Genomic DNA, 16,328 nt, shown 5'->3' with positions numbered 1-16,328 from the left:
CTACGACATCGGCGTCGGCGACGTCGGCTCGTTCGATGGCGCGAGAACCTTCGATGTCAAGGACGGCGACGAGCAGGACACCTACTACAAGCATACACGCTTCACGCTGAAGACCTGGACCGGCCAGGAAACCGAGCTCGGCACCTTGAAGACCTACACCGAGACCCGCTTCAACTTCGGCAACCGCAACAATTACGGCACCGTCGACGACAATGATACTCCGCTTGATCCCGCCGACGACAGCCTCGTCGGCAACGGGGCAGGCAACAGCGGCATTTCGCTGAACTTCGCCTGGATCCAGCTCGGTGGTCTCCGCGTCGGTAAGGACGAATCGGCCTTCGATACGTTCATCGGCTACGCCGGCAACGTCATCCAGGATACGCTGGTTCCCTATGGCGGTTTCGACACCAACGTCGTTCAGTACTACTTCGATGCTGGCAACGGCTTCTCGGCCGTGGTCTCTCTGGAAGAAGGCTATGGCCCCTTCTCGATCGACAGCTACGTACCGCATGTCGTCGGCGGCTTGAAGTGGACGCAGGGCTGGGGCGCGATCACCGGCGTCATCGCCTACGACAGTGCTTATGAAGAAGTGGCTGGCAAGGTCCGCCTGGACGTCAACGTCAACGACGCACTGTCGCTGTTCATCATGGGCGGCTACGGAACCGACGACAACTACACGGACACAAGCTACGCTATCCCCGCTGACGGCCGCGGCATGTACAAGCTGTGGGGCGGCAACTGGGCAGTCTGGGGCGGCGGCACCTACAAGTTCAACGAGAAGACCTCGTTCAACGCCCAGGTTTCGTACGACGATTGGAAGAACCTCGGTATCGCCGCGAACGTCGCCTACGATGTGGTCCCCGGCTTCACGGTCACGGCCGAAGTCGACTACCTCAACGCAGGCAAGTTCGACGACGCCGACTTCTCCAACTGGACCAATGCCGACAAGAAGAGCAGCGTTGGCGGCATGCTCCGCTTCCAGCGCTCGTTCTAACAGACTTGGCCTGATTGAAATCGAAACCCGGCGGGCAACCGCCGGGTTTTTTGCCCCATGGCGGCGTGACCATCGAGTTGCATAATGCTTGGCGCCGCCGGTCCCGGCCACGGCCATTCTCAGCTAGATCGGCCCAGCAGCGGCCAATCGCCGACGTCTGCGATTGGCCGCCGATCACCACGCCTTCGTCATCCCAGAGCGGAGCAAGGAGCGAAGCGACGCGGCGCAGCCCTGGGATCCATGCCGCTACCTGGCGGCAGTGCTCCGGCGTATCAGAACCGAACGCTACCACCCCGTTCCGCGAAAAAGATTGAACCATTCCGGATTGGTCCTCTCGATCAGCTCGATCTTCCACTGGCGCGGCCAGCGCTTCAGCGACTTCTCGCGCTGGATGGCGTCGCGGATGTCGAAATGTTCCTCATACCAGACCAGACACTGCGCGCCGTAGCGGTTGGTGAAGCGCGAGCCATGGCCGGATTTGTGCTCCGGCATGCGACGACCGAGATCATTGGTGACGCCGATGTAGATGGTGCCGCGTTTCTGGCTCGCGGTCATATAGGCATAGCCGGTCATGGTTGAAGGGTAGCTGTTGCGGCTGTGCGTACAAGCGCCATTCTGGGCCGCCGCATTCTTCGGCTGAGGGCACGGCATGGATCCCAGGGTCTGCGCCGTATCGCTTCGCTCCTTGCTCCGCCCTGGAATGACGAAGGCGATTCAGATCCCCGCAGTCCACGCTATGCGGAACTGCCGAGTCAAATCTCGGCAAGATCGCCCAGCGACCGTATCAGCGGCTGAATTTCGTTTTCATAATTCTTCCAGCGCTTGACGGACGATTTGTAAATCGGTTGACGAACCTGCCAGCGGCTGGGCGTGTTGACCGAACCGTCCCTGTCGAAAAAGCGCAGGCAGGCGTCGTCCCAAGGCAGCCCAAGATAATCTATGAGGCGGCGTGACTGCGCTTCCTGGTCATCAACCAGTGTTTCGTAGCGATTCTCGAAGATAAGGCCAGGAAAGACCTCGTTCCAATGCCGCATCAGGCGGTCATATTCGCGATAGTACAGACCTAGTGTTTTCAGGTCCGTATTGTAGCTGTGCCCCTCGCTGAAGTTCTGGACAAAGCAAGAGACGCAATTGTCGATGGCGTCACGGCGGCAATGAATGATGCGCGCGTTGGGAAAGAGAAGGCCGATAAGGCCGATCATTTCAAAATTGTGCGGCATCTTGTCCACCACGCGAAGCGCAGCAGGCGCCCGCTCGCTCAGATAGGACAGATGCTCTTCGGAGAGCGTTCTGGACAGGTCTTTCGTGATCGACATGACCGGCTGTTTCAAATATCCAGCCGACGAGGTTTTGAGGCCGATCGCATTCGCGACCCGCCTTAATTTGCTAAGCTCCCCCGCTCCATGAACATCGGGATGGCTGGCGCAGATCTGTTCGGTAAGCGTCGTTCCCGAGCGAGGCATGCCAACCACGAATACAGGCACCTCGGAAGGATTTCCATAGCCGGCCCTAGCGGCCAGAAAGTCCGGCGTGAAGGTTTCAATCAGCGAGTCGATCCAGCGACGATACAGATCGATATCGAACTGGTGGCCGGAGACTTGTTTCGCCTTGTTGAAATGGTCGAATGCCTCACCATAGCGCTTGAGGTCGTTCAGCACCTTGCCAGCGGCGAGATGGAGTAGCTGCGAGCCTTCCGAGTCAAGCTTGGGATTGCCGAGCTCACGAAGAATGGATTGGAGTTCCTCGGGCTCTCCGGTGAACTTTCGCATCTGGACAAGGTCGTTGTAAGCGGCAGGCACTCCGATGCGACGGTCGATAGCTTCTTTCAGATAGACGGCGGCTTCATCCATACGCCCCAGGCCGGCGAGCGCGCTGGCCAGCCCGCCCCGCACCTTGGGATGATCGCGGTTGATCTTCAGCGCCTTTTCGAAAAGCGGCAAAGCCAGGTCGGGTTTGTCAAACTGGGTGTATGCGCGCCCCAATGCACAGAGTGCTTCGACAAGGCCGGGCTGCAGCTCCAAGGCATACTGCATATGCTTGATTGCCGGCGAATATTCGCTGACCTTCACATAGGCCTCGCCCAGGCTGAGGTGGTAGTAGGGGTTTTTGGGTTCTTCGCCGACCGCCCTTGCGAGATATCGCAGGGCCATCTCATCATCGTAACGCAGGTACAAGGTCCCTAGGATGTACAGAGCGAGCGGATGGTTCGGCGTGCGCGCCAGAACCCGAAGGCACAGGTCCTGAGCCTCGTCAAGCCGCTTGGCCTGCTGATGGGCATATGCCTGTTTCAGCAGCGCGTCGTCGGCCTGCGCCCGCGTTTGAGCGTTGCCTTGAGTCACTATCGGCTTCAGTATCGGCCCCTTCGCTTTCGGAGCGGGTCCGGACTTGATGTGCTTTGACCAAGCAGGCGGGAGGCGATTGTTCATGCTATCTCGCTAGCAAAAAGAGCCGGAGGAATCCAGCATGCCGGTTGCAGCCGAGGCGGAGCTTGCGCGGCCAACGGTGCCGCGCTAGCAAGAAGGCCCTTTTCGAACGAGCCCCTTTTCGAACGAGCATTGCCATGCGCCAGCGCCCTCCCCTCACGCCGCTCATTGGCGCGCTTCCCTCGACGGTGCCGTTTGTCGGTCCGGAGGCGCAGGAGCGCGACCGCGGCCGGCCGTTTCGCGCCCGCATCGGCGCCAATGAGAGCAGCTTTGGCCCTTCGCCGCGCGTCATCGCCCGCATGGAGGCGGTCGCCCGCGACATGTGGATGTATTGCGACCCCGACAATTTCGATCTGAAGGTGGCTGTCGCCGCCCATCTTGGCCCGCCGGTCGACAATGTCGTCATCGGCGAAGGCATAGACGGGCTGCTCAGCCTAGTGGCGCGCATGTATGTGGCGCCAGGCGACGCGGTGGTGACCTCGCTCGGCGCCTACCCGACCTTCAACTTCCATATTGCCGGGGTCGGCGGACGGCTGGTCGCGGTTCCCTACGAGAACGACCGGGAAAACCTGGACGGGCTGCTGGCGGCGGTAGCCAAGGACAAGGCGCCGCTGGTCTACCTATCCAACCCCGACAATCCGATGGGAAGCTGGTGGGAGGCAGACGAGCTCATCCGCTTCATCGAAGCGCTGCCTGCCACCACCATGCTGGTGCTCGACGAGGCCTATGGCGAGTTGGGGCCGGCCTCGGCGCTGCCGCCGATCGATATTTCGAGGCCGAACGTCATCCGCATGCGCACCTTCTCCAAGGCTTACGGGCTGGCCGGCATACGCTGCGGCTATGCGGTGGCCGAGGCCCAGGTGATCCGCGATTTCGAGAAGATCCGCAATCATTACGGCGTCAGCCGCATGGCGCAGATCGCCGGGGTCGAAGCGCTGGCCGATCAAGCCTATCTTGAGAGCGTGGTGGCGCGGGTGGCTTCGGGGCGCCGGCGCATCGCCGGGATAGCCGAGGCGAACGGGCTGAAGCCGCTGCCCTCGGCAACCAATTTCGTCACCATCGACTGCCGCAGCGACGGCGCCTTCGCGCTGAAAGTGCTGCAGGCGCTGTTGTCGCGCGACGTCTTCATCCGCAAGCCGATGGCGCCACGGCTCGACCGCTGCATCCGGGTCAGCGTCGGCCTCGACCATGAGCTCGACATTTTCGCCGAAGAGTTGCCCGGCGCACTGGCGGCGGCGCGGGGAAATTAGCGCGCCTTCGTCATCCTGGGGCGGAGCAAGGAGCGAAGCGACGCGGCGCAGACCCCAGGATCCATGCCGTGACTTCAGCCGAAGAATGCAGCGCCTCAGAATGGCTTTCATCCGCTGCGAAGAGGAACTTGATTCTGGTCAGCCGGAGCACTGCCGCTATGTAACGGCATGGATCCTAGGGTCTGCGCTCCGCTTCGCGTTCGCTCCGCCCTAGGATGACGAAGGAAGGGACTCCCCGCCGAGCAGGCGCATGACCTTTCTCAACGCCTCCGAAAGTTCGGCGGCTTCGTCGCCGGCGAGGCCGGCGGTCAAGCGGCCGAGATCACGATCGGCCGCCGCCTGAAGTCCGGCCAGCGCAGCGTTTCCCCGGGTGCTCAGGGCGAGGACGCGTCGGCGCCGGTCGTTCGGGTCGACGCGCATTTCGATTAGCCCGGCAGCGGCGAATTTTCTGAGGATCCGCGTGACATAAGCGGGATCGAGCCGAAGTTCTGCCGCGATCCCGGACGCCGCCGGCCCGATATCGAGATGGAATGCCCGCGCAAGGAAGCCGGCTTCACCACCGGGGATGGGCGGTGATGGTACCGGGTCGATTGCCAAGTTCGAACAGCACCCGCGCTTCGGTCAGCGTATAGGCGCTCTGCGTCAAGGTTTCGTCGAGCAGTCCGGTCCAGCTGGTGTAAAACCTGTTGAAGCGGCGGATATCAGCGATCATGGCATTCCGTTCGTTCGGCATGCTGGCTTCCTCTCGCAGGAAATTTTTGCGCCGCTTGATCACCATCGCCATTTTAGTTGACCGAGTCAATTATTTATAAGACCAGGTCACTGATATTACGGGGCGCACCGCCCTTGAATTAATTGAACGTTTGTTTTATTATTACCTCTGTCGGCGAGGAGACCATGGCACGCACGACCGGTTCCGATGGAGAGAAGACCGAAGCCGCCGTCCGCGAGGCGGCAGCCGGCCTGATCGCGCGCTACGGCTATGAGGCGATGTCGATGCGCCAGCTCGCAGCCGAGGTCGGCGTCCAGGCAGCGGCGCTCTACCGCTATTTTCCGACCAAGGAAGACCTGCTGTTCACGCTGATGCGCGAGCACATGGAGGGGTTGACCGCAGCGTGGGAGATGGCACGCCCCACTACCGCCGACCCGGAGGCGCGGCTCGCCGCCTATGTCCGAAACCACATTGCCTTCCATATCGAGCGCCGCCACTCCACCCATGTCTCGAACATGGAATTGCGTAGTCTCTCGCATGACCGGCTGACGCGGATTCTGCGCATGCGCACGGCCTATGAGAAAGAATTGCGCGCCATCCTGCGAGACGGCACAGAGGCAGGCGTCTTCAGCATCGAAGACACCGGGCTGACCGCCATGGCGCTGATCCAGATGATGACCGGCGTCATCGTCTGGTTCCGGCCGGGCGAGCGGCTGTCGGTCGCTGAAGTCACGACGACATATCTTTCAATGACAATGCGCCTGGTTGGCGCGAAGATCGAAGGTGCGGCTGCCGCCTACAGCGCCGCGCGCCCCTTTGGACGCTCGGCTGCAGGCGTTTGATTTTGCGCGTGACCCTCCCGAAATCGGGATCACGCGTGGGGAGGAAGGCCATGTACACGAACACGCTCAACTTCGGGCTTGACGAAGACATCGAGGCGCTGCGCGACCTGGTGCGGCGGTTCGCACAGGACAGGATCGCGCCGGTCGCCGCCGAGATCGACCGCTCGAATGAATTCCCGGCGCATCTGTGGGCCGAGATGGGGGCGCTCGGCCTGCTCGGCATCACCGCCGATCCGGAATTCGGCGGCAGCGGCATGGGCTATCTCGCCCATGTCGTGGCGGTGGAGGAGATCTCCCGCGCCTCGGCTTCGGTCGGCCTCTCCTACGGCGCCCATTCCAACCTTTGCGTCAACCAGATCAACCGCTGGGCGAAGCCGGCGCAGAAGGAGAAATACCTGCCTGCTCTGTGCTCGGGCGAAAAGGTCGGCGCGCTCGCCATGTCGGAATCCGGTGCAGGCTCGGATGTCGTGTCGCTCCGGTTGCGCGCCGAAAAGCGCAACGACCGCTATGTGCTGAACGGCACCAAGATGTGGATCACCAACGGGCCGGACGCCGAGACGCTGGTGGTCTATGCCAAGACCGATCCGGAGCGGCATTCGCGCGGCATCACCGCCTTCATCGTCGAGAAGGCTTTTGCCGGCTTTTCGGTGGCGCAGAAGCTCGACAAGCTCGGCATGCGCGGCTCCAACACCGGCGAGCTGGTGTTCGAGAATGTCGAAGTGCCGTTCGACAATGTGCTGCATGAGGAAGGGCTCGGCGTCGAAGTGCTGATGTCGGGCCTCGACTATGAGCGCACGGTGCTCGCCGGCGGGCCGATCGGGCTGATGGCGGCCTGCCTCGATGTGGCGATCCCTTACGTGCACGAGCGCAAGCAGTTCGGCCAGCCGATCGGCGAATTCCAGCTGGTGCAAGGCAAGCTGGCGGATATGTATACGGTAATGAACGCGGCGCGCGCCTATGTCTATGCCGTCGCGGCAGCTTGCGACCGCGGCCAGACAACGCGCAAGGACGCCGCCGGTTGCGTGCTGTTTGCGGCCGAGAAGGCAACGCAGATGGCGCTCGACGCCATCCAGCTGCTTGGCGGCAATGGCTATATCAACGACTATCCGACCGGTCGGCTGCTGCGCGACGCCAAGCTCTATGAAATCGGCGCCGGCACCAGCGAAATCCGCCGCTGGCTGATCGGGCGGGAAATCATGGCGGAGGGCGTCTAGTGCCATTCTTCCGGATATTTGCCATAAAAATCAAAATGTGCCATATTTTAGAGATATGACATACTTCTGGCGAAAGGCAGATCATGGCGAACAGAACGGGAAAGGCCGGGTTTGACGAAGATCCGCAGGCTCGGTTCGATGCCGGCGCTCGGAAGACACCGCTTCGGGTTCCGGCAAAACGCGAGCGCGTCAAACTTGGCGAAGGCGGACGCTTCGTTGTTCCCGCTGCGATGCGCGAGGAGATGGGCGTGAAGCCTGGCGAAGATTTGATCCTTCATGTCGAGAACGGCGAGTTGCGGGTCAGGTCGTGGCTTCAGAATCTGAAGCGCGTCCAGGTGGAATTGTCGGCGCTGAAAAAGCCAGGCGAAAGCGTCGTCGACGAATTTCTCAAGGAGCGGCGGGAGGAACAGCTTCGAAGCGATAAGCGTTTGGATCGACTTCACGCCGAAGGGACGACGAGAAAGCGGGCGAAATGAAACCCTACGTCATGGACAGTTCGGCGGCGCTTGCGATCCTGCTTAATGAGAGAGGCACCGATGTCGCCTTGGGATTCGCGCCGGATGCGCAATGCAGTTCGGTAAACGCGGCCGAAATCATCGCCAAGCTGATCGACAGGGGACGCAGCATGGAGGAGGCGGCCGACGACCTCGCGAGCCTCGGCATGCCGGTCACCGTTTTCGACGAAGCGATGGGCATCGCCGCCGGGCAGCTTCGCGAACTGACGCTGCATCGCGGCCTGTCGCTGGGCGACCGGGCCTGCCTGGCGCTGGCAATTCGCGAAAATGCCATTGCCGTCACCGCCGATCGCGATTGGGGCGACCTGGATGTCGGCTGCAAGATCGAACTGATCCGGTAACACCATGCCAATCCTCGCCTCGCAGATCTCCCCCGCCTCCGAAACTTTCCGCGCCAATGCCGAGCGCATGCGGGCGCTGGTCGCCGACATTGCGGACAAGGCTGCCACCGTCGAGCGCGGCGGATCGGAAGAAGCGCGTGAGCGGCATGTTTCGCGTGGCAAGCTTCTGCCGCGCGAACGCCTGGCGCAATTGCTCGACAGCGGCTCGCCCTTCCTCGAGATCGGCCAGTTCGCGGCATGGTCGATGTATGGCGAGGAGATTTCCTCCGCCGGTCTCATCGCCGGCATCGGCCGTGTCGAAGGCACAGAGGTGATGGTTGTCGTCAACGACGCCACGGTGAAGGGCGGGACCTATTACCCGCTGACCGTGAAGAAGCATCTGCGGGCGCAGGAGATCGCGCTGCAGAACAATCTGCCTTGCGTCTATCTGGTCGACAGCGGCGGCGCCAATCTGCCCAACCAGGACGAGGTGTTTCCCGATCGCGAGCATTTCGGCCGTATCTTCTACAACCAGGCCAACATGTCGGCTTCGGGCATTCCGCAGATCGCCTGCGTCATGGGTTCGTGCACGGCGGGCGGCGCCTATGTGCCGGCAATGTCCGATGAGACGATCATGGTGCGCAACCAGGCGACCATCTTCCTCGGCGGCCCGCCGCTGGTGAAGGCGGCCACCGGCGAGGATGTCAGCGCCGAGGAACTTGGCGGCGCCGACGTGCACACAAGGCTTTCCGGTGTTGCCGACCACTACGCGCTGGACGACGAGCATGCGCTGGCCATTTGCCGGCGCATCATCAGGAACCTCAATCGAAACAAGAAGGTAAGCCTGAAGCTGCAGAAATCGATTCCGCCGCTTCATGATCCGCACGAACTCTACGGCATCGTGCCGACGGATCTGCGTCAGCCCTATGATGTGCGCGAGGTAATCGCACGCGTCGCCGACGGGTCCGAGTTCGACGAGTTCAAGCAGAATTACGGCACCACGCTGGTCACCGGCTTTGCCCATCTGCACGGCATGCCGGTCGGCATCATCGCCAACAATGGCGTGCTGTTTTCGGAAAGCGCGCTGAAGGGCGCGCACTTCATCGAATTGTGTTGCCAGCGCAGGATCCCGCTGATTTTCCTGCAGAACATCACCGGTTTCATGGTCGGGCGCAAATACGAAGCAGGAGGCATCGCCAAGGACGGCGCCAAGCTGGTGATGGCGGTCGCGACCGCCAGTGTGCCGAAGGTGACCATGATCATCGGCGGCTCGTTCGGCGCCGGCAATTACGGCATGTGCGGACGCGCCTATTCGCCGCGCTTCCTGTGGATGTGGCCGAATGCCCGCATCTCGGTGATGGGCGGCGAGCAGGCGGCCACCGTGCTGGCCGTCGTCAAACGCGAGGGGATCGAGCGCAAGGGCGGCGAATGGAGCGCGGAGGAAGAGGCGAAATTCAAGAAGCCGATCCTGATGAAATACGAGCATGAGGGCCACCCGCTCTATTCCTCCGCCCGCCTCTGGGATGACGGCATTATCGATCCGGCCAGGACGCGCGAGGTGCTGGCGCTCAGCCTGTCCGCCGCGCTCAACGCCGAGATCGAGGAGACAAAGTTCGGCGTGTTCAGGATGTGAGATGAGTGAGACCGGCCAGAGGATCCGCATTCACACCGGCGATATCACCAGGCTCGACGTCGATGCCATCGTCAACGCCGCCAACTCGTCGCTGCTCGGCGGCGGCGGTGTCGACGGCGCCATCCACCGTGCCGCCGGGCCTGAGCTTCTCGCCGAATGCCGTATGCTGAATGGTTGCGAAACCGGCGATGCCAAGATGACCAAGGGGTACAGGCTACCGGCGCGCTATGTCATCCACACGGTTGGGCCGGTCTGGCAAGGCGGCAGCAAAGGCGAAGCCGAGTTGCTCGCGTCCTGCTATCGCCGTTCGCTCGAAGTCGCCACCGCCAAGAATTGCCGGACGGTGGCATTTCCGGCGATCTCCACCGGTGTCTATCGCTATCCAAAGGACCTGGCGACGCAGATCGCCGTTGATGCCGCAAGTGCCTTCATCGGACAGAACGCGCTCCCGGAAACTGTCACCTTCTGCTGCTTCGACCGACAGACGGCGGAACTGTACCGGCAGGCCATTGCTGTCCTGGCGGAGCGTGATCTGCAGCGATGAGAAATCCCATCCAAAGCCATTTTCGATCATCGAACTGGCCACACGCAGGAATTGCGGCTATTGCTCTTTGCAAATACCAATGGGGATTGGGCAAAGATGAGACTGCGGCTTTTCCAGAAAACAACTGTGTCGATACTTGCAGGATTACTTATATTAGCTGCACCTGGCGTCAGCGCGGCGGAATCTCTCGCCGGGAACAAAGGCGACATCCGTTTCTATCCGACTTTGCCGGGAAGCCCGAAGGATCCGTGTACCAAGGCGTACAACGCCTATGTGGCGGCCAGCGGCCATTCGGCCTATGCAACGACCTTCTACTCGCGCGTTGTCGACCTCTACATCATTTGCGGCGCGCGGATGAACGCACCGTCGCAAAAGGCGGCGGAAGATCTGGCGCTGCGGAACTGCCGGGCTGGGTTGAAAAAGTGGAAGGTCAAGACCGCGAGCGGCGGCTGCGCAATCGCGCTTTCCAAATAGGTAGCCGCCTGGCTGACTGGCGCCGCCCGCGGCAAATCCGGGAGGCTGCATGTTCGCCAAGATACTGATCGCCAATCGCGGCGAGATCGCTTGCCGCGTCATCCGTACCGCGCGCAAGCTGGGTGTGCGCACGGTCGCAGTCTATTCAGACGCCGACGCGAAATCGCTGCATGTCGAGATGGCCGACGAGGCGGTGCATATCGGCGCCTCGCCTGTCGGCGAAAGCTATCTGCGCGGCGACAAGATCATCGCGGCAGCGAAAGCGACGGGCGCCGAAGCCATCCACCCCGGCTACGGTTTTCTGTCGGAAAACCCTGACTTCGTCGACCAGGTGGCGGCGGCAGGCCTCGTCTTTATCGGGCCGTCGGCCGCCTCGATCCGCGCCATGGGACTTAAGGACGCCGCTAAACGGCTGATGGAGAAGGCGGGCGTGCCGGTCGTGCCGGGCTACCATGGCGAAGCGCAGGAGATCGTGCTGCTCGCCTCAAAGGCGCGCGAGATCGGCTATCCCGTCCTGATCAAGGCGCGCGCCGGCGGCGGCGGCAAGGGAATGCGGCGGGTCGAACATCCCGACGATTTCTCGGAGGCCCTGTCGGGCGCGCGGCGCGAGGCAAAAGCCGCTTTCGGCGACGACCGCGTCCTGGTGGAAAAATATGTCGACAAGCCGCGCCACATCGAGGTGCAGGTCTTCGGCGATATCTTTGGCAACGCAGTGCATCTCTACGAGCGCGACTGTTCGGCGCAGCGCCGCCACCAGAAGGTGATCGAGGAAGCGCCTGCACCCGGCATGACGCCGGCGCTGCGCAAGGCGATGACCGAGGCGGCGGTCAAGGCCGCCAAGGCGATCCACTATTGCGGCGCCGGCACCATCGAGTTCATCGTCGATGCCTCGCAAGGGCTGAAGGCAGACTGCTTCTGGTTCATGGAAATGAACACCCGCTTGCAGGTCGAGCACCCGGTCACCGAAATGGTCACCGGCATCGACCTGGTCGAGTGGCAGCTCAAGGTTGCGGCCGGCGAAAAGCTGCCGAAGACGCAAAGCGAGATCCAGCTCTCCGGCCACGCCTTCGAGGCGCGCCTTTATGCCGAGGATGCGGCAAAGGGTTTCTTGCCGGCAACCGGCACCTTGCATCATTTGAAATTTCCCGATGCAGCCCCAGAAGGCGCCAGCATGCGCATCGAGACCTGCGTGCGGGCTGGCGATGCCATCTCGCCCTTCTACGATCCGATGATCGCCAAGCTGGTCGTCCACGGCAAGGACCGACAGACGGCGCTCGACGCGCTTGGCGCAGCGCTTTCACAAACCGAGATCGCCGGCTCGACCGTCAACACCGCCTTTCTGGCGGCCCTTGCGACCGATGCGGATTTTGCCGCCGGCGATGTCGATACCGGCCTGATCGGTCGACACCAGGAAACACTGACCTCGGTCCCGCCGCCGAGCGGCGAGATCATTGCCTCGGCGGCCCTTGCGGCGTCCGGCGCAGGGATTCCAGTGCTGTCTAACGACCCCTGGTCGGCGCTTGCCGGCTATGCGCATTTCCACGCGATCGCACGGCGTACGCGGTTGCGTTACGGCGAGGATGATATTTTTGCGCGCGTTTTGGTGCGGCCGGACGGGCGGTTCGAGGTTGTTCTGGACCAATTTTCAACGGGCAGCACTGCCCCTCATCCGCCTGCCGGCACCTTCTCCCCGTATAGTGACGGGGAGAAGGGAGGAGCTTCACGACAGCGCCCTCGCCTCGCCCGCTGGCCTGGCCACGTCACCGTGTTCGAAGGCGCCATAGGCTACAGCTTCGCCGTGCCGGATCCGCTGGCACGAGCCGACGAGACCGCCGCCGCTTCCGGCAGCCTGCGCGCACCGATGCCGGGCCTGGTCAAGCTGGTGCGCGCGGCAAAGGGCGATGCCGTCATCAAGGGCCAGCCGCTGCTGATCCTGGAAGCGATGAAGATGGAGCACATGATTTCGGCGCCTCATGACGGCGTGATCGCCGAGATCGCCGCAGAGGGCGCGCAGGTCACCGACGGAACCGTGCTGGTGCGCTTTGCCGAGCAGGTCGACGGCTGAACGACACGCCGCGATCTTCCAGCCGAGGCGCAGGCGCCAAAATGAAAATGGCCGGGGCAAGCCCGGCCATTCCAAGATGCCGTTAGGTGGCAGCCTTTTACGGCTGGATCGGTGCGTATTTGCCGTCGTGCCACTGGTTGATGTCGTAGCTGGCGTTCTTCAAGTCGCCCTTCTCGTCGAAGGTGACCGAACCGACCACGGTGCTGATCGGCTGACCGTTCTTCAGCGCTTCGGCGACCTTGGCGGGATCATCGCTGCCGGCGCGCTTGATGCCTTCGGCAAAGGCCTGGATCACGGCGTAGGAGAACAGGGTGAAGCCCTCCGGCACGAAGCCGCCGGCCTTGATCTTTTCGATGGCCTCCTTGGCTTCCGGCTTGGCCTGCGGATCCGACGGGAAGACGAACATGGTGCCTTCGCCGGCCGGACCGGCAACCTGCCAGAATTCCGGCGAAGCGATCGAGTCCGGCATGATGAGCTGGAACTTGAGGTTCTGTTCCGCCGACTGGCGCAGGATGAGGCCGGCCTCGGGGTGATAGCCGCCGAAATAGACCACATCCGCCTTCAGATCCTTCAGCTTGGTGACAAGGGCGGCATAGTCCTTCTCGCCGGCGTTGATGCCTTCATACATGATTTCCTTGAGGCCGCCGGCGTTCATCGTTGCCTTGACGGCGTCGGCCACGCCCTGCCCGTAGGCGCTCTTGTCATGCAGGATGACGACGTTCTTGCCGGCATATTTCTTGGCGATCCACGGGCCGATGAAAGCGCCCTGGGCATCATCGCGCGTATAGAGGCGCATGATCGTCGGCCAGCCGGCTGTCGCGGCCGCGTCGGTCAGCACCGGGTTGGACGAAGCCGGGCTCATCATCAGCGCACCGGCCTCGGCATAGACCGCGGAGGCCGGGATGCTCGAACCGGAGCAGGCGTGGCCATCGATGAACTTGACGCCGTCGGCGACGATGCGGTTGGCGACCGAAACCGCCTGTTTCGGATCGCACTGGTCGTCCTCGATGTCGAGCTTGATCTGGCGGCCGTCGATGCCGCCGGCAGCGTTGATCGCGTCGGCGGCGGCTTGGGCGCCCTGCTTGAACTGGTCACCGATCGTGGCAAGCTGACCGGTCATCGGTCCAACCACCGAAAAGGTGATGTCGTCGGCGAAGGCGATCGGCGCGCTCATCATCAGGCCGACTATAGTCGCGCTCAAAATACTCAATTTTTTCATGGTGAAACAACTCCTCCACTCTCGCGCGGCCATCCCGGCCGCGCCTCTTCCTGAGTGGCGGGAGAATTTCATCGTTCATTGAGCCTGTCTAGGCGCATCGGCCGCACTCGATTGGGCCTGCAAGTGGCGGCCTGAACGAAAAAAGCCGCGCTGGCCTTGTTCCGGCCGGTCGCGGCTTTTGTCGATCGAGCTATCCCGAACGCTGTCGCGCCCAAAACCCGCTCGCCTTCCCTGTCCGTAGCGCAGTTTGACCCGCGTTCTTGTTTTGCCTTGTTCGGCAGTCTTGCGCGGCCTTGTTCTTGCCGGTCCGGCCGTCTTGCGCGGCCTTGACCCGGAGCGTCCCCGTCGGTGTTCTCGGTGCCTGATAGGCTCAGTGCTCCTGAAAATTCAGTGCATCGTCATCCATTCGCGGGCTTCGCGCAGCGCCCTGGCGATCTCGACCTTCGACATCGCCGCCGACAATTCCGAACGCAGTTCCGCGGCGCGGAGCGAGCCCTTGATGGCGGCGATGTTGAACCATTTGTGGGCGGCGACGACGTCGGTCTCGCAATCACGGCCGGTCGCATACATCATGCCCAGTTCGAAAAGAATATCGGCCTGGGCAGTTGCCCCCATGGCGCCGAAGCCGGCTTCAAGCATTTCAAAACGTGCCATTTCAATCCCCTGTTCTGGCCCCTGTCAGGCTCCCGAGAGCTGCCTCCTTTCATCCCTCGTTACCCTTGGGAGTGGCTGCTCTTTCGATGCTTTCGAGAATGACGCGCAGCCTTGAATCCGTCGTTAAATGGCGTGCTTAATTTGAGGAAAACAAAGCTAAAACAAGAGGTAAACGCCGAAATTCGTTAAGGATACAAAGCCAGCAATCGCGCGGATTCCAGTGAAATTTGACGAAAATTCGCAAGGTGCGGATCAACACTCCGCTAACCACGGGGGACAAAGCCGACAGGCCGATCGTTTCATTTCTTTGCTGCGGAGCCGCTTCGGGGCGGAAGGAAAATCCTGAAGTCTTCCGCTGCGGCACCGCTTTTGTTTTGCCGGGAGGTGGATTAGCTTACGTTTGCGTAAGAGGCAGACTGGCGGGCGGAACACTCAGCCGGATACGCAAAGGGAGGACAAATATGTTTCGGAAAGCAAGCTTGGCCCTCGCGGCCACATTGATCATGGCTGGCGCGGCGTGGGCCGATCCGATCGAAGGCAACTGGAAAACGCAGTCCGGCGCGACCGCAGCCATCTCCGGCGGTGGTGGGGCATTCTCCATCACGCTGAAGTCGGGCAAATTTGCCGGCAAGAACATCGGTTCGCTGAGGGCGTCCGGCGCCAACAAATATGCGGGCAGCATAACCGACCCGGAAACCGACAAGACCTATGCCGGCAAGGCCTCGCTTTCCGGAGCCTCGCTGAAGATGAGCGGCTGCGTGCTCGGCGGGCTGATCTGCAAGAGCCAGACCTGGCGCAAGCTCTGACCGTTCGCATTCGAAGGACATAACGACGGGGCCTGCAGGCCCCGTTTTCGTTTCATCCGGCGATCGCGCTTGCATTGCCTGCCGCGTCGGAATTCGAACCGATGCGCGTCCTAACATCTCATCAATCAGTTTGAACCGAAGATGAACGCCGGCATCAGAGCCGGTTCAGTTGCATCAGGGCATTTTCATGCGTGTTGAAGGAGACACCACGCAAATGCTCGCTCGCCGCTTCACCATCGTCTGCCTGCTGCTGAGCCTGTTCGGCATATTGTTCGCCATCCTCGTCGCCGAGGCAGGCCGCCCGGCCCGCTCCTGGGACCAGGCCAATTCCTGCCGGTTCGGTTGCGTGAACCATTTCCGCCCCTGAACCGACAAAGACTTCGAGAGAGAAAAGCAAAAGCCATGAACCGCATCGTCGCCAACGCCCTGAAAACCCTTCGGCTCCTGCCGCGGGCGGCGCTTATCCTGACGGTGCTTTCAGCGCCGGTTCTGGCGGTGCCGACGATGCGCGCCGACGCCGGCTCGACGATCGAAGCGCCGGCAATGAAGAAGAACGGCGTCGGCTTTGTTCTGCTGGTCAGCCTGCGGCGCGGTTAGAATAGCCCATTGTCGTCGAAACCATTCGAAAGAAAAAACCACGCTTTGGCCGCGTTCTGGCCGGCA

General features: G+C 62.0%; 19 protein-coding genes. 13 read left to right on the top strand and 6 right to left on the bottom strand.

All coding sequences use genetic code 11. The features are described 5' to 3' along the window. Window positions 1-994, top strand: a 994-nt coding sequence (locus MESS2_RS13450; protein WP_040592982.1) for a porin, incomplete at its 5' end; no start/stop codon positions are given. 285 nt (window positions 995-1,279) lie between these two features. Here the strand turns inward: MESS2_RS13450 and MESS2_RS13445 are convergent. Beyond that, window positions 1,280-1,567, bottom strand: a complete 288-nt coding sequence (locus MESS2_RS13445; protein ID WP_008874873.1) for a GIY-YIG nuclease family protein — start codon at window positions 1,565-1,567, stop codon at window positions 1,280-1,282. Between the two features lie 179 nt (window positions 1,568-1,746). After that, complete coding sequence (locus MESS2_RS13440) at window positions 1,747-3,420, bottom strand: tetratricopeptide repeat-containing sulfotransferase family protein (protein WP_008874872.1); 1,674 nt, start codon at window positions 3,418-3,420, stop codon at window positions 1,747-1,749. Between the two features lie 134 nt (window positions 3,421-3,554). Here MESS2_RS13440 and MESS2_RS13435 point away from each other — a divergent pair, with 134 nt between their 5' ends. Continuing rightward, window positions 3,555-4,667 (top strand): pyridoxal phosphate-dependent aminotransferase, encoded by a 1,113-nt coding sequence (locus tag MESS2_RS13435; RefSeq protein WP_008874871.1) that lies wholly within the window; start codon window positions 3,555-3,557, stop codon window positions 4,665-4,667. A gap of 210 nt (window positions 4,668-4,877) precedes the next feature. Here the strand turns inward: MESS2_RS13435 and MESS2_RS13430 are convergent, their stop codons facing one another. After that, entirely contained in the window at window positions 4,878-5,264 is a 387-nt protein-coding gene (locus tag MESS2_RS13430) for a MarR family winged helix-turn-helix transcriptional regulator (protein ID WP_008874870.1), read from the bottom strand. After that, window positions 5,221-5,451: a hypothetical protein gene (locus MESS2_RS33380; protein WP_244439993.1), complete on the bottom strand. Its 231-nt coding sequence runs from the start codon at window positions 5,449-5,451 to the stop codon at window positions 5,221-5,223. The genes MESS2_RS13430 and MESS2_RS33380 overlap by 44 nt, the downstream gene beginning before the upstream one ends. A 113-nt stretch (window positions 5,452-5,564) precedes the next feature. On the opposite strand from MESS2_RS33380, the gene MESS2_RS13425 reads away from it, so the two are divergent. From MESS2_RS13425 to MESS2_RS13390, 8 genes are all read left to right on the top strand, one after another. Next, window positions 5,565-6,221: a TetR/AcrR family transcriptional regulator gene (locus MESS2_RS13425; RefSeq protein ID WP_008874868.1), complete on the top strand. Its 657-nt coding sequence runs from the start codon at window positions 5,565-5,567 to the stop codon at window positions 6,219-6,221. Between the two features lie 50 nt (window positions 6,222-6,271). Further along, complete coding sequence (locus MESS2_RS13420; protein ID WP_008874867.1) at window positions 6,272-7,435, top strand: isovaleryl-CoA dehydrogenase; 1,164 nt, start codon at window positions 6,272-6,274, stop codon at window positions 7,433-7,435. A gap of 83 nt (window positions 7,436-7,518) precedes the next feature. Further along, window positions 7,519-7,911, top strand: coding sequence for an AbrB/MazE/SpoVT family DNA-binding domain-containing protein (locus MESS2_RS33950; RefSeq protein ID WP_008874866.1), 393 nt, complete (start codon window positions 7,519-7,521; stop codon window positions 7,909-7,911). Next, window positions 7,908-8,291, top strand: coding sequence for a type II toxin-antitoxin system VapC family toxin (locus MESS2_RS13410; protein ID WP_008874865.1), 384 nt, complete (start codon window positions 7,908-7,910; stop codon window positions 8,289-8,291). Before MESS2_RS33950 ends, MESS2_RS13410 begins: the two co-directional genes overlap by 4 nt. Before the next feature lie 4 nt (window positions 8,292-8,295). Next, the gene (locus MESS2_RS13405; RefSeq protein ID WP_008874864.1) at window positions 8,296-9,903 is read left to right on the top strand and encodes a carboxyl transferase domain-containing protein; all 1,608 of its coding nucleotides are present in this window, start codon (window positions 8,296-8,298) and stop codon (window positions 9,901-9,903) included. A gap of 1 nt (window position 9,904) precedes the next feature. Continuing rightward, a complete protein-coding gene (locus MESS2_RS13400; RefSeq protein WP_008874863.1) occupies window positions 9,905-10,447 on the top strand; it encodes an O-acetyl-ADP-ribose deacetylase in 543 nt (180 codons plus the stop codon). A gap of 96 nt (window positions 10,448-10,543) precedes the next feature. Further along, the gene (locus MESS2_RS13395; protein WP_008874862.1) at window positions 10,544-10,921 is read left to right on the top strand and encodes a hypothetical protein; all 378 of its coding nucleotides are present in this window, start codon (window positions 10,544-10,546) and stop codon (window positions 10,919-10,921) included. Between the two features lie 49 nt (window positions 10,922-10,970). Beyond that, window positions 10,971-12,986 carry an acetyl-CoA carboxylase biotin carboxylase subunit gene (locus MESS2_RS13390; RefSeq protein WP_008874861.1) on the top strand — a complete coding sequence of 672 codons (2,016 nt, stop codon included), beginning with the start codon at window positions 10,971-10,973 and terminating at the stop codon, window positions 12,984-12,986. Window positions 12,987-13,083: 97 nt separating this feature from the next. On the opposite strand, the gene MESS2_RS13385 is transcribed toward MESS2_RS13390, so the two are convergent. Together MESS2_RS13385 and MESS2_RS13380 are read right to left on the bottom strand one after the other, a co-directional pair. Continuing rightward, window positions 13,084-14,205: a branched-chain amino acid ABC transporter substrate-binding protein gene (locus MESS2_RS13385; RefSeq protein WP_008874860.1), complete on the bottom strand. Its 1,122-nt coding sequence runs from the start codon at window positions 14,203-14,205 to the stop codon at window positions 13,084-13,086. Between the two features lie 387 nt (window positions 14,206-14,592). Beyond that, on the bottom strand, window positions 14,593-14,859 hold the full coding sequence (locus MESS2_RS13380; RefSeq protein WP_008874859.1) for an SEL1-like repeat protein: 267 nt from the start codon (window positions 14,857-14,859) through the stop codon (window positions 14,593-14,595). A gap of 461 nt (window positions 14,860-15,320) precedes the next feature. Here MESS2_RS13380 and MESS2_RS13375 point away from each other — a divergent pair, with 461 nt between their 5' ends. The 3 genes from MESS2_RS13375 to MESS2_RS13370 all read left to right on the top strand — a co-directional run bounded on the left by MESS2_RS13375 (window position 15,321) and on the right by MESS2_RS13370 (window position 16,262). Further along, window positions 15,321-15,665, top strand: coding sequence for a DUF2147 domain-containing protein (locus MESS2_RS13375; RefSeq protein WP_008874857.1), 345 nt, complete (start codon window positions 15,321-15,323; stop codon window positions 15,663-15,665). 187 nt (window positions 15,666-15,852) lie between these two features. After that, window positions 15,853-16,032, top strand: coding sequence for a hypothetical protein (locus MESS2_RS32295; RefSeq protein ID WP_157357706.1), 180 nt, complete (start codon window positions 15,853-15,855; stop codon window positions 16,030-16,032). 35 nt (window positions 16,033-16,067) lie between these two features. Next, the gene (locus MESS2_RS13370; RefSeq protein WP_008874855.1) at window positions 16,068-16,262 is read left to right on the top strand and encodes a hypothetical protein; all 195 of its coding nucleotides are present in this window, start codon (window positions 16,068-16,070) and stop codon (window positions 16,260-16,262) included. The last annotated feature ends 66 nt before the right edge of the window (window positions 16,263-16,328 follow it).

Origin of the sequence: Mesorhizobium metallidurans STM 2683 (genome assembly GCF_000350085.1) — a bacterium.
Classification (GTDB): domain Bacteria; phylum Pseudomonadota; class Alphaproteobacteria; order Rhizobiales; family Rhizobiaceae; genus Mesorhizobium; species Mesorhizobium metallidurans.
The sequence above is the reverse complement of the archived record's forward strand: the minus strand, read 5'-3'. Positions and strand labels throughout refer to the sequence as shown.

Excerpts from the sequence above, each read along its gene's own strand:
- MESS2_RS13410 (WP_008874865.1), top strand. The coding sequence starts at position 7,908 with ATGAAACCCTACGTCATGGACAGTTCGGCGGCGCTTGCGATCCTGCTT.
- MESS2_RS13445 (WP_008874873.1), bottom strand. The coding sequence starts at position 1,567 with ATGACCGGCTATGCCTATATGACCGCGAGCCAGAAACGCGGCACCATC.
- MESS2_RS13425 (WP_008874868.1), top strand. The coding sequence starts at position 5,565 with ATGGCACGCACGACCGGTTCCGATGGAGAGAAGACCGAAGCCGCCGTC.
- MESS2_RS13390 (WP_008874861.1), top strand. The coding sequence starts at position 10,971 with ATGTTCGCCAAGATACTGATCGCCAATCGCGGCGAGATCGCTTGCCGC.
- MESS2_RS33950 (WP_008874866.1), top strand. The coding sequence starts at position 7,519 with ATGGCGAACAGAACGGGAAAGGCCGGGTTTGACGAAGATCCGCAGGCT.
- MESS2_RS13395 (WP_008874862.1), top strand. The coding sequence starts at position 10,544 with ATGAGACTGCGGCTTTTCCAGAAAACAACTGTGTCGATACTTGCAGGA.
- MESS2_RS13370 (WP_008874855.1), top strand. The coding sequence starts at position 16,068 with ATGAACCGCATCGTCGCCAACGCCCTGAAAACCCTTCGGCTCCTGCCG.
- MESS2_RS13435 (WP_008874871.1), top strand. The coding sequence starts at position 3,555 with ATGCGCCAGCGCCCTCCCCTCACGCCGCTCATTGGCGCGCTTCCCTCG.
- MESS2_RS32295 (WP_157357706.1), top strand. The coding sequence starts at position 15,853 with ATGCGTGTTGAAGGAGACACCACGCAAATGCTCGCTCGCCGCTTCACC.
- MESS2_RS33380 (WP_244439993.1), bottom strand. The coding sequence starts at position 5,451 with ATGGCGATGGTGATCAAGCGGCGCAAAAATTTCCTGCGAGAGGAAGCC.
- MESS2_RS13405 (WP_008874864.1), top strand. The coding sequence starts at position 8,296 with ATGCCAATCCTCGCCTCGCAGATCTCCCCCGCCTCCGAAACTTTCCGC.
- MESS2_RS13420 (WP_008874867.1), top strand. The coding sequence starts at position 6,272 with ATGTACACGAACACGCTCAACTTCGGGCTTGACGAAGACATCGAGGCG.
- MESS2_RS13385 (WP_008874860.1), bottom strand. The coding sequence starts at position 14,205 with ATGAAAAAATTGAGTATTTTGAGCGCGACTATAGTCGGCCTGATGATG.
- MESS2_RS13440 (WP_008874872.1), bottom strand. The coding sequence starts at position 3,420 with ATGAACAATCGCCTCCCGCCTGCTTGGTCAAAGCACATCAAGTCCGGA.
- MESS2_RS13375 (WP_008874857.1), top strand. The coding sequence starts at position 15,321 with ATGTTTCGGAAAGCAAGCTTGGCCCTCGCGGCCACATTGATCATGGCT.
- MESS2_RS13380 (WP_008874859.1), bottom strand. The coding sequence starts at position 14,859 with ATGGCACGTTTTGAAATGCTTGAAGCCGGCTTCGGCGCCATGGGGGCA.
- MESS2_RS13400 (WP_008874863.1), top strand. The coding sequence starts at position 9,905 with ATGAGTGAGACCGGCCAGAGGATCCGCATTCACACCGGCGATATCACC.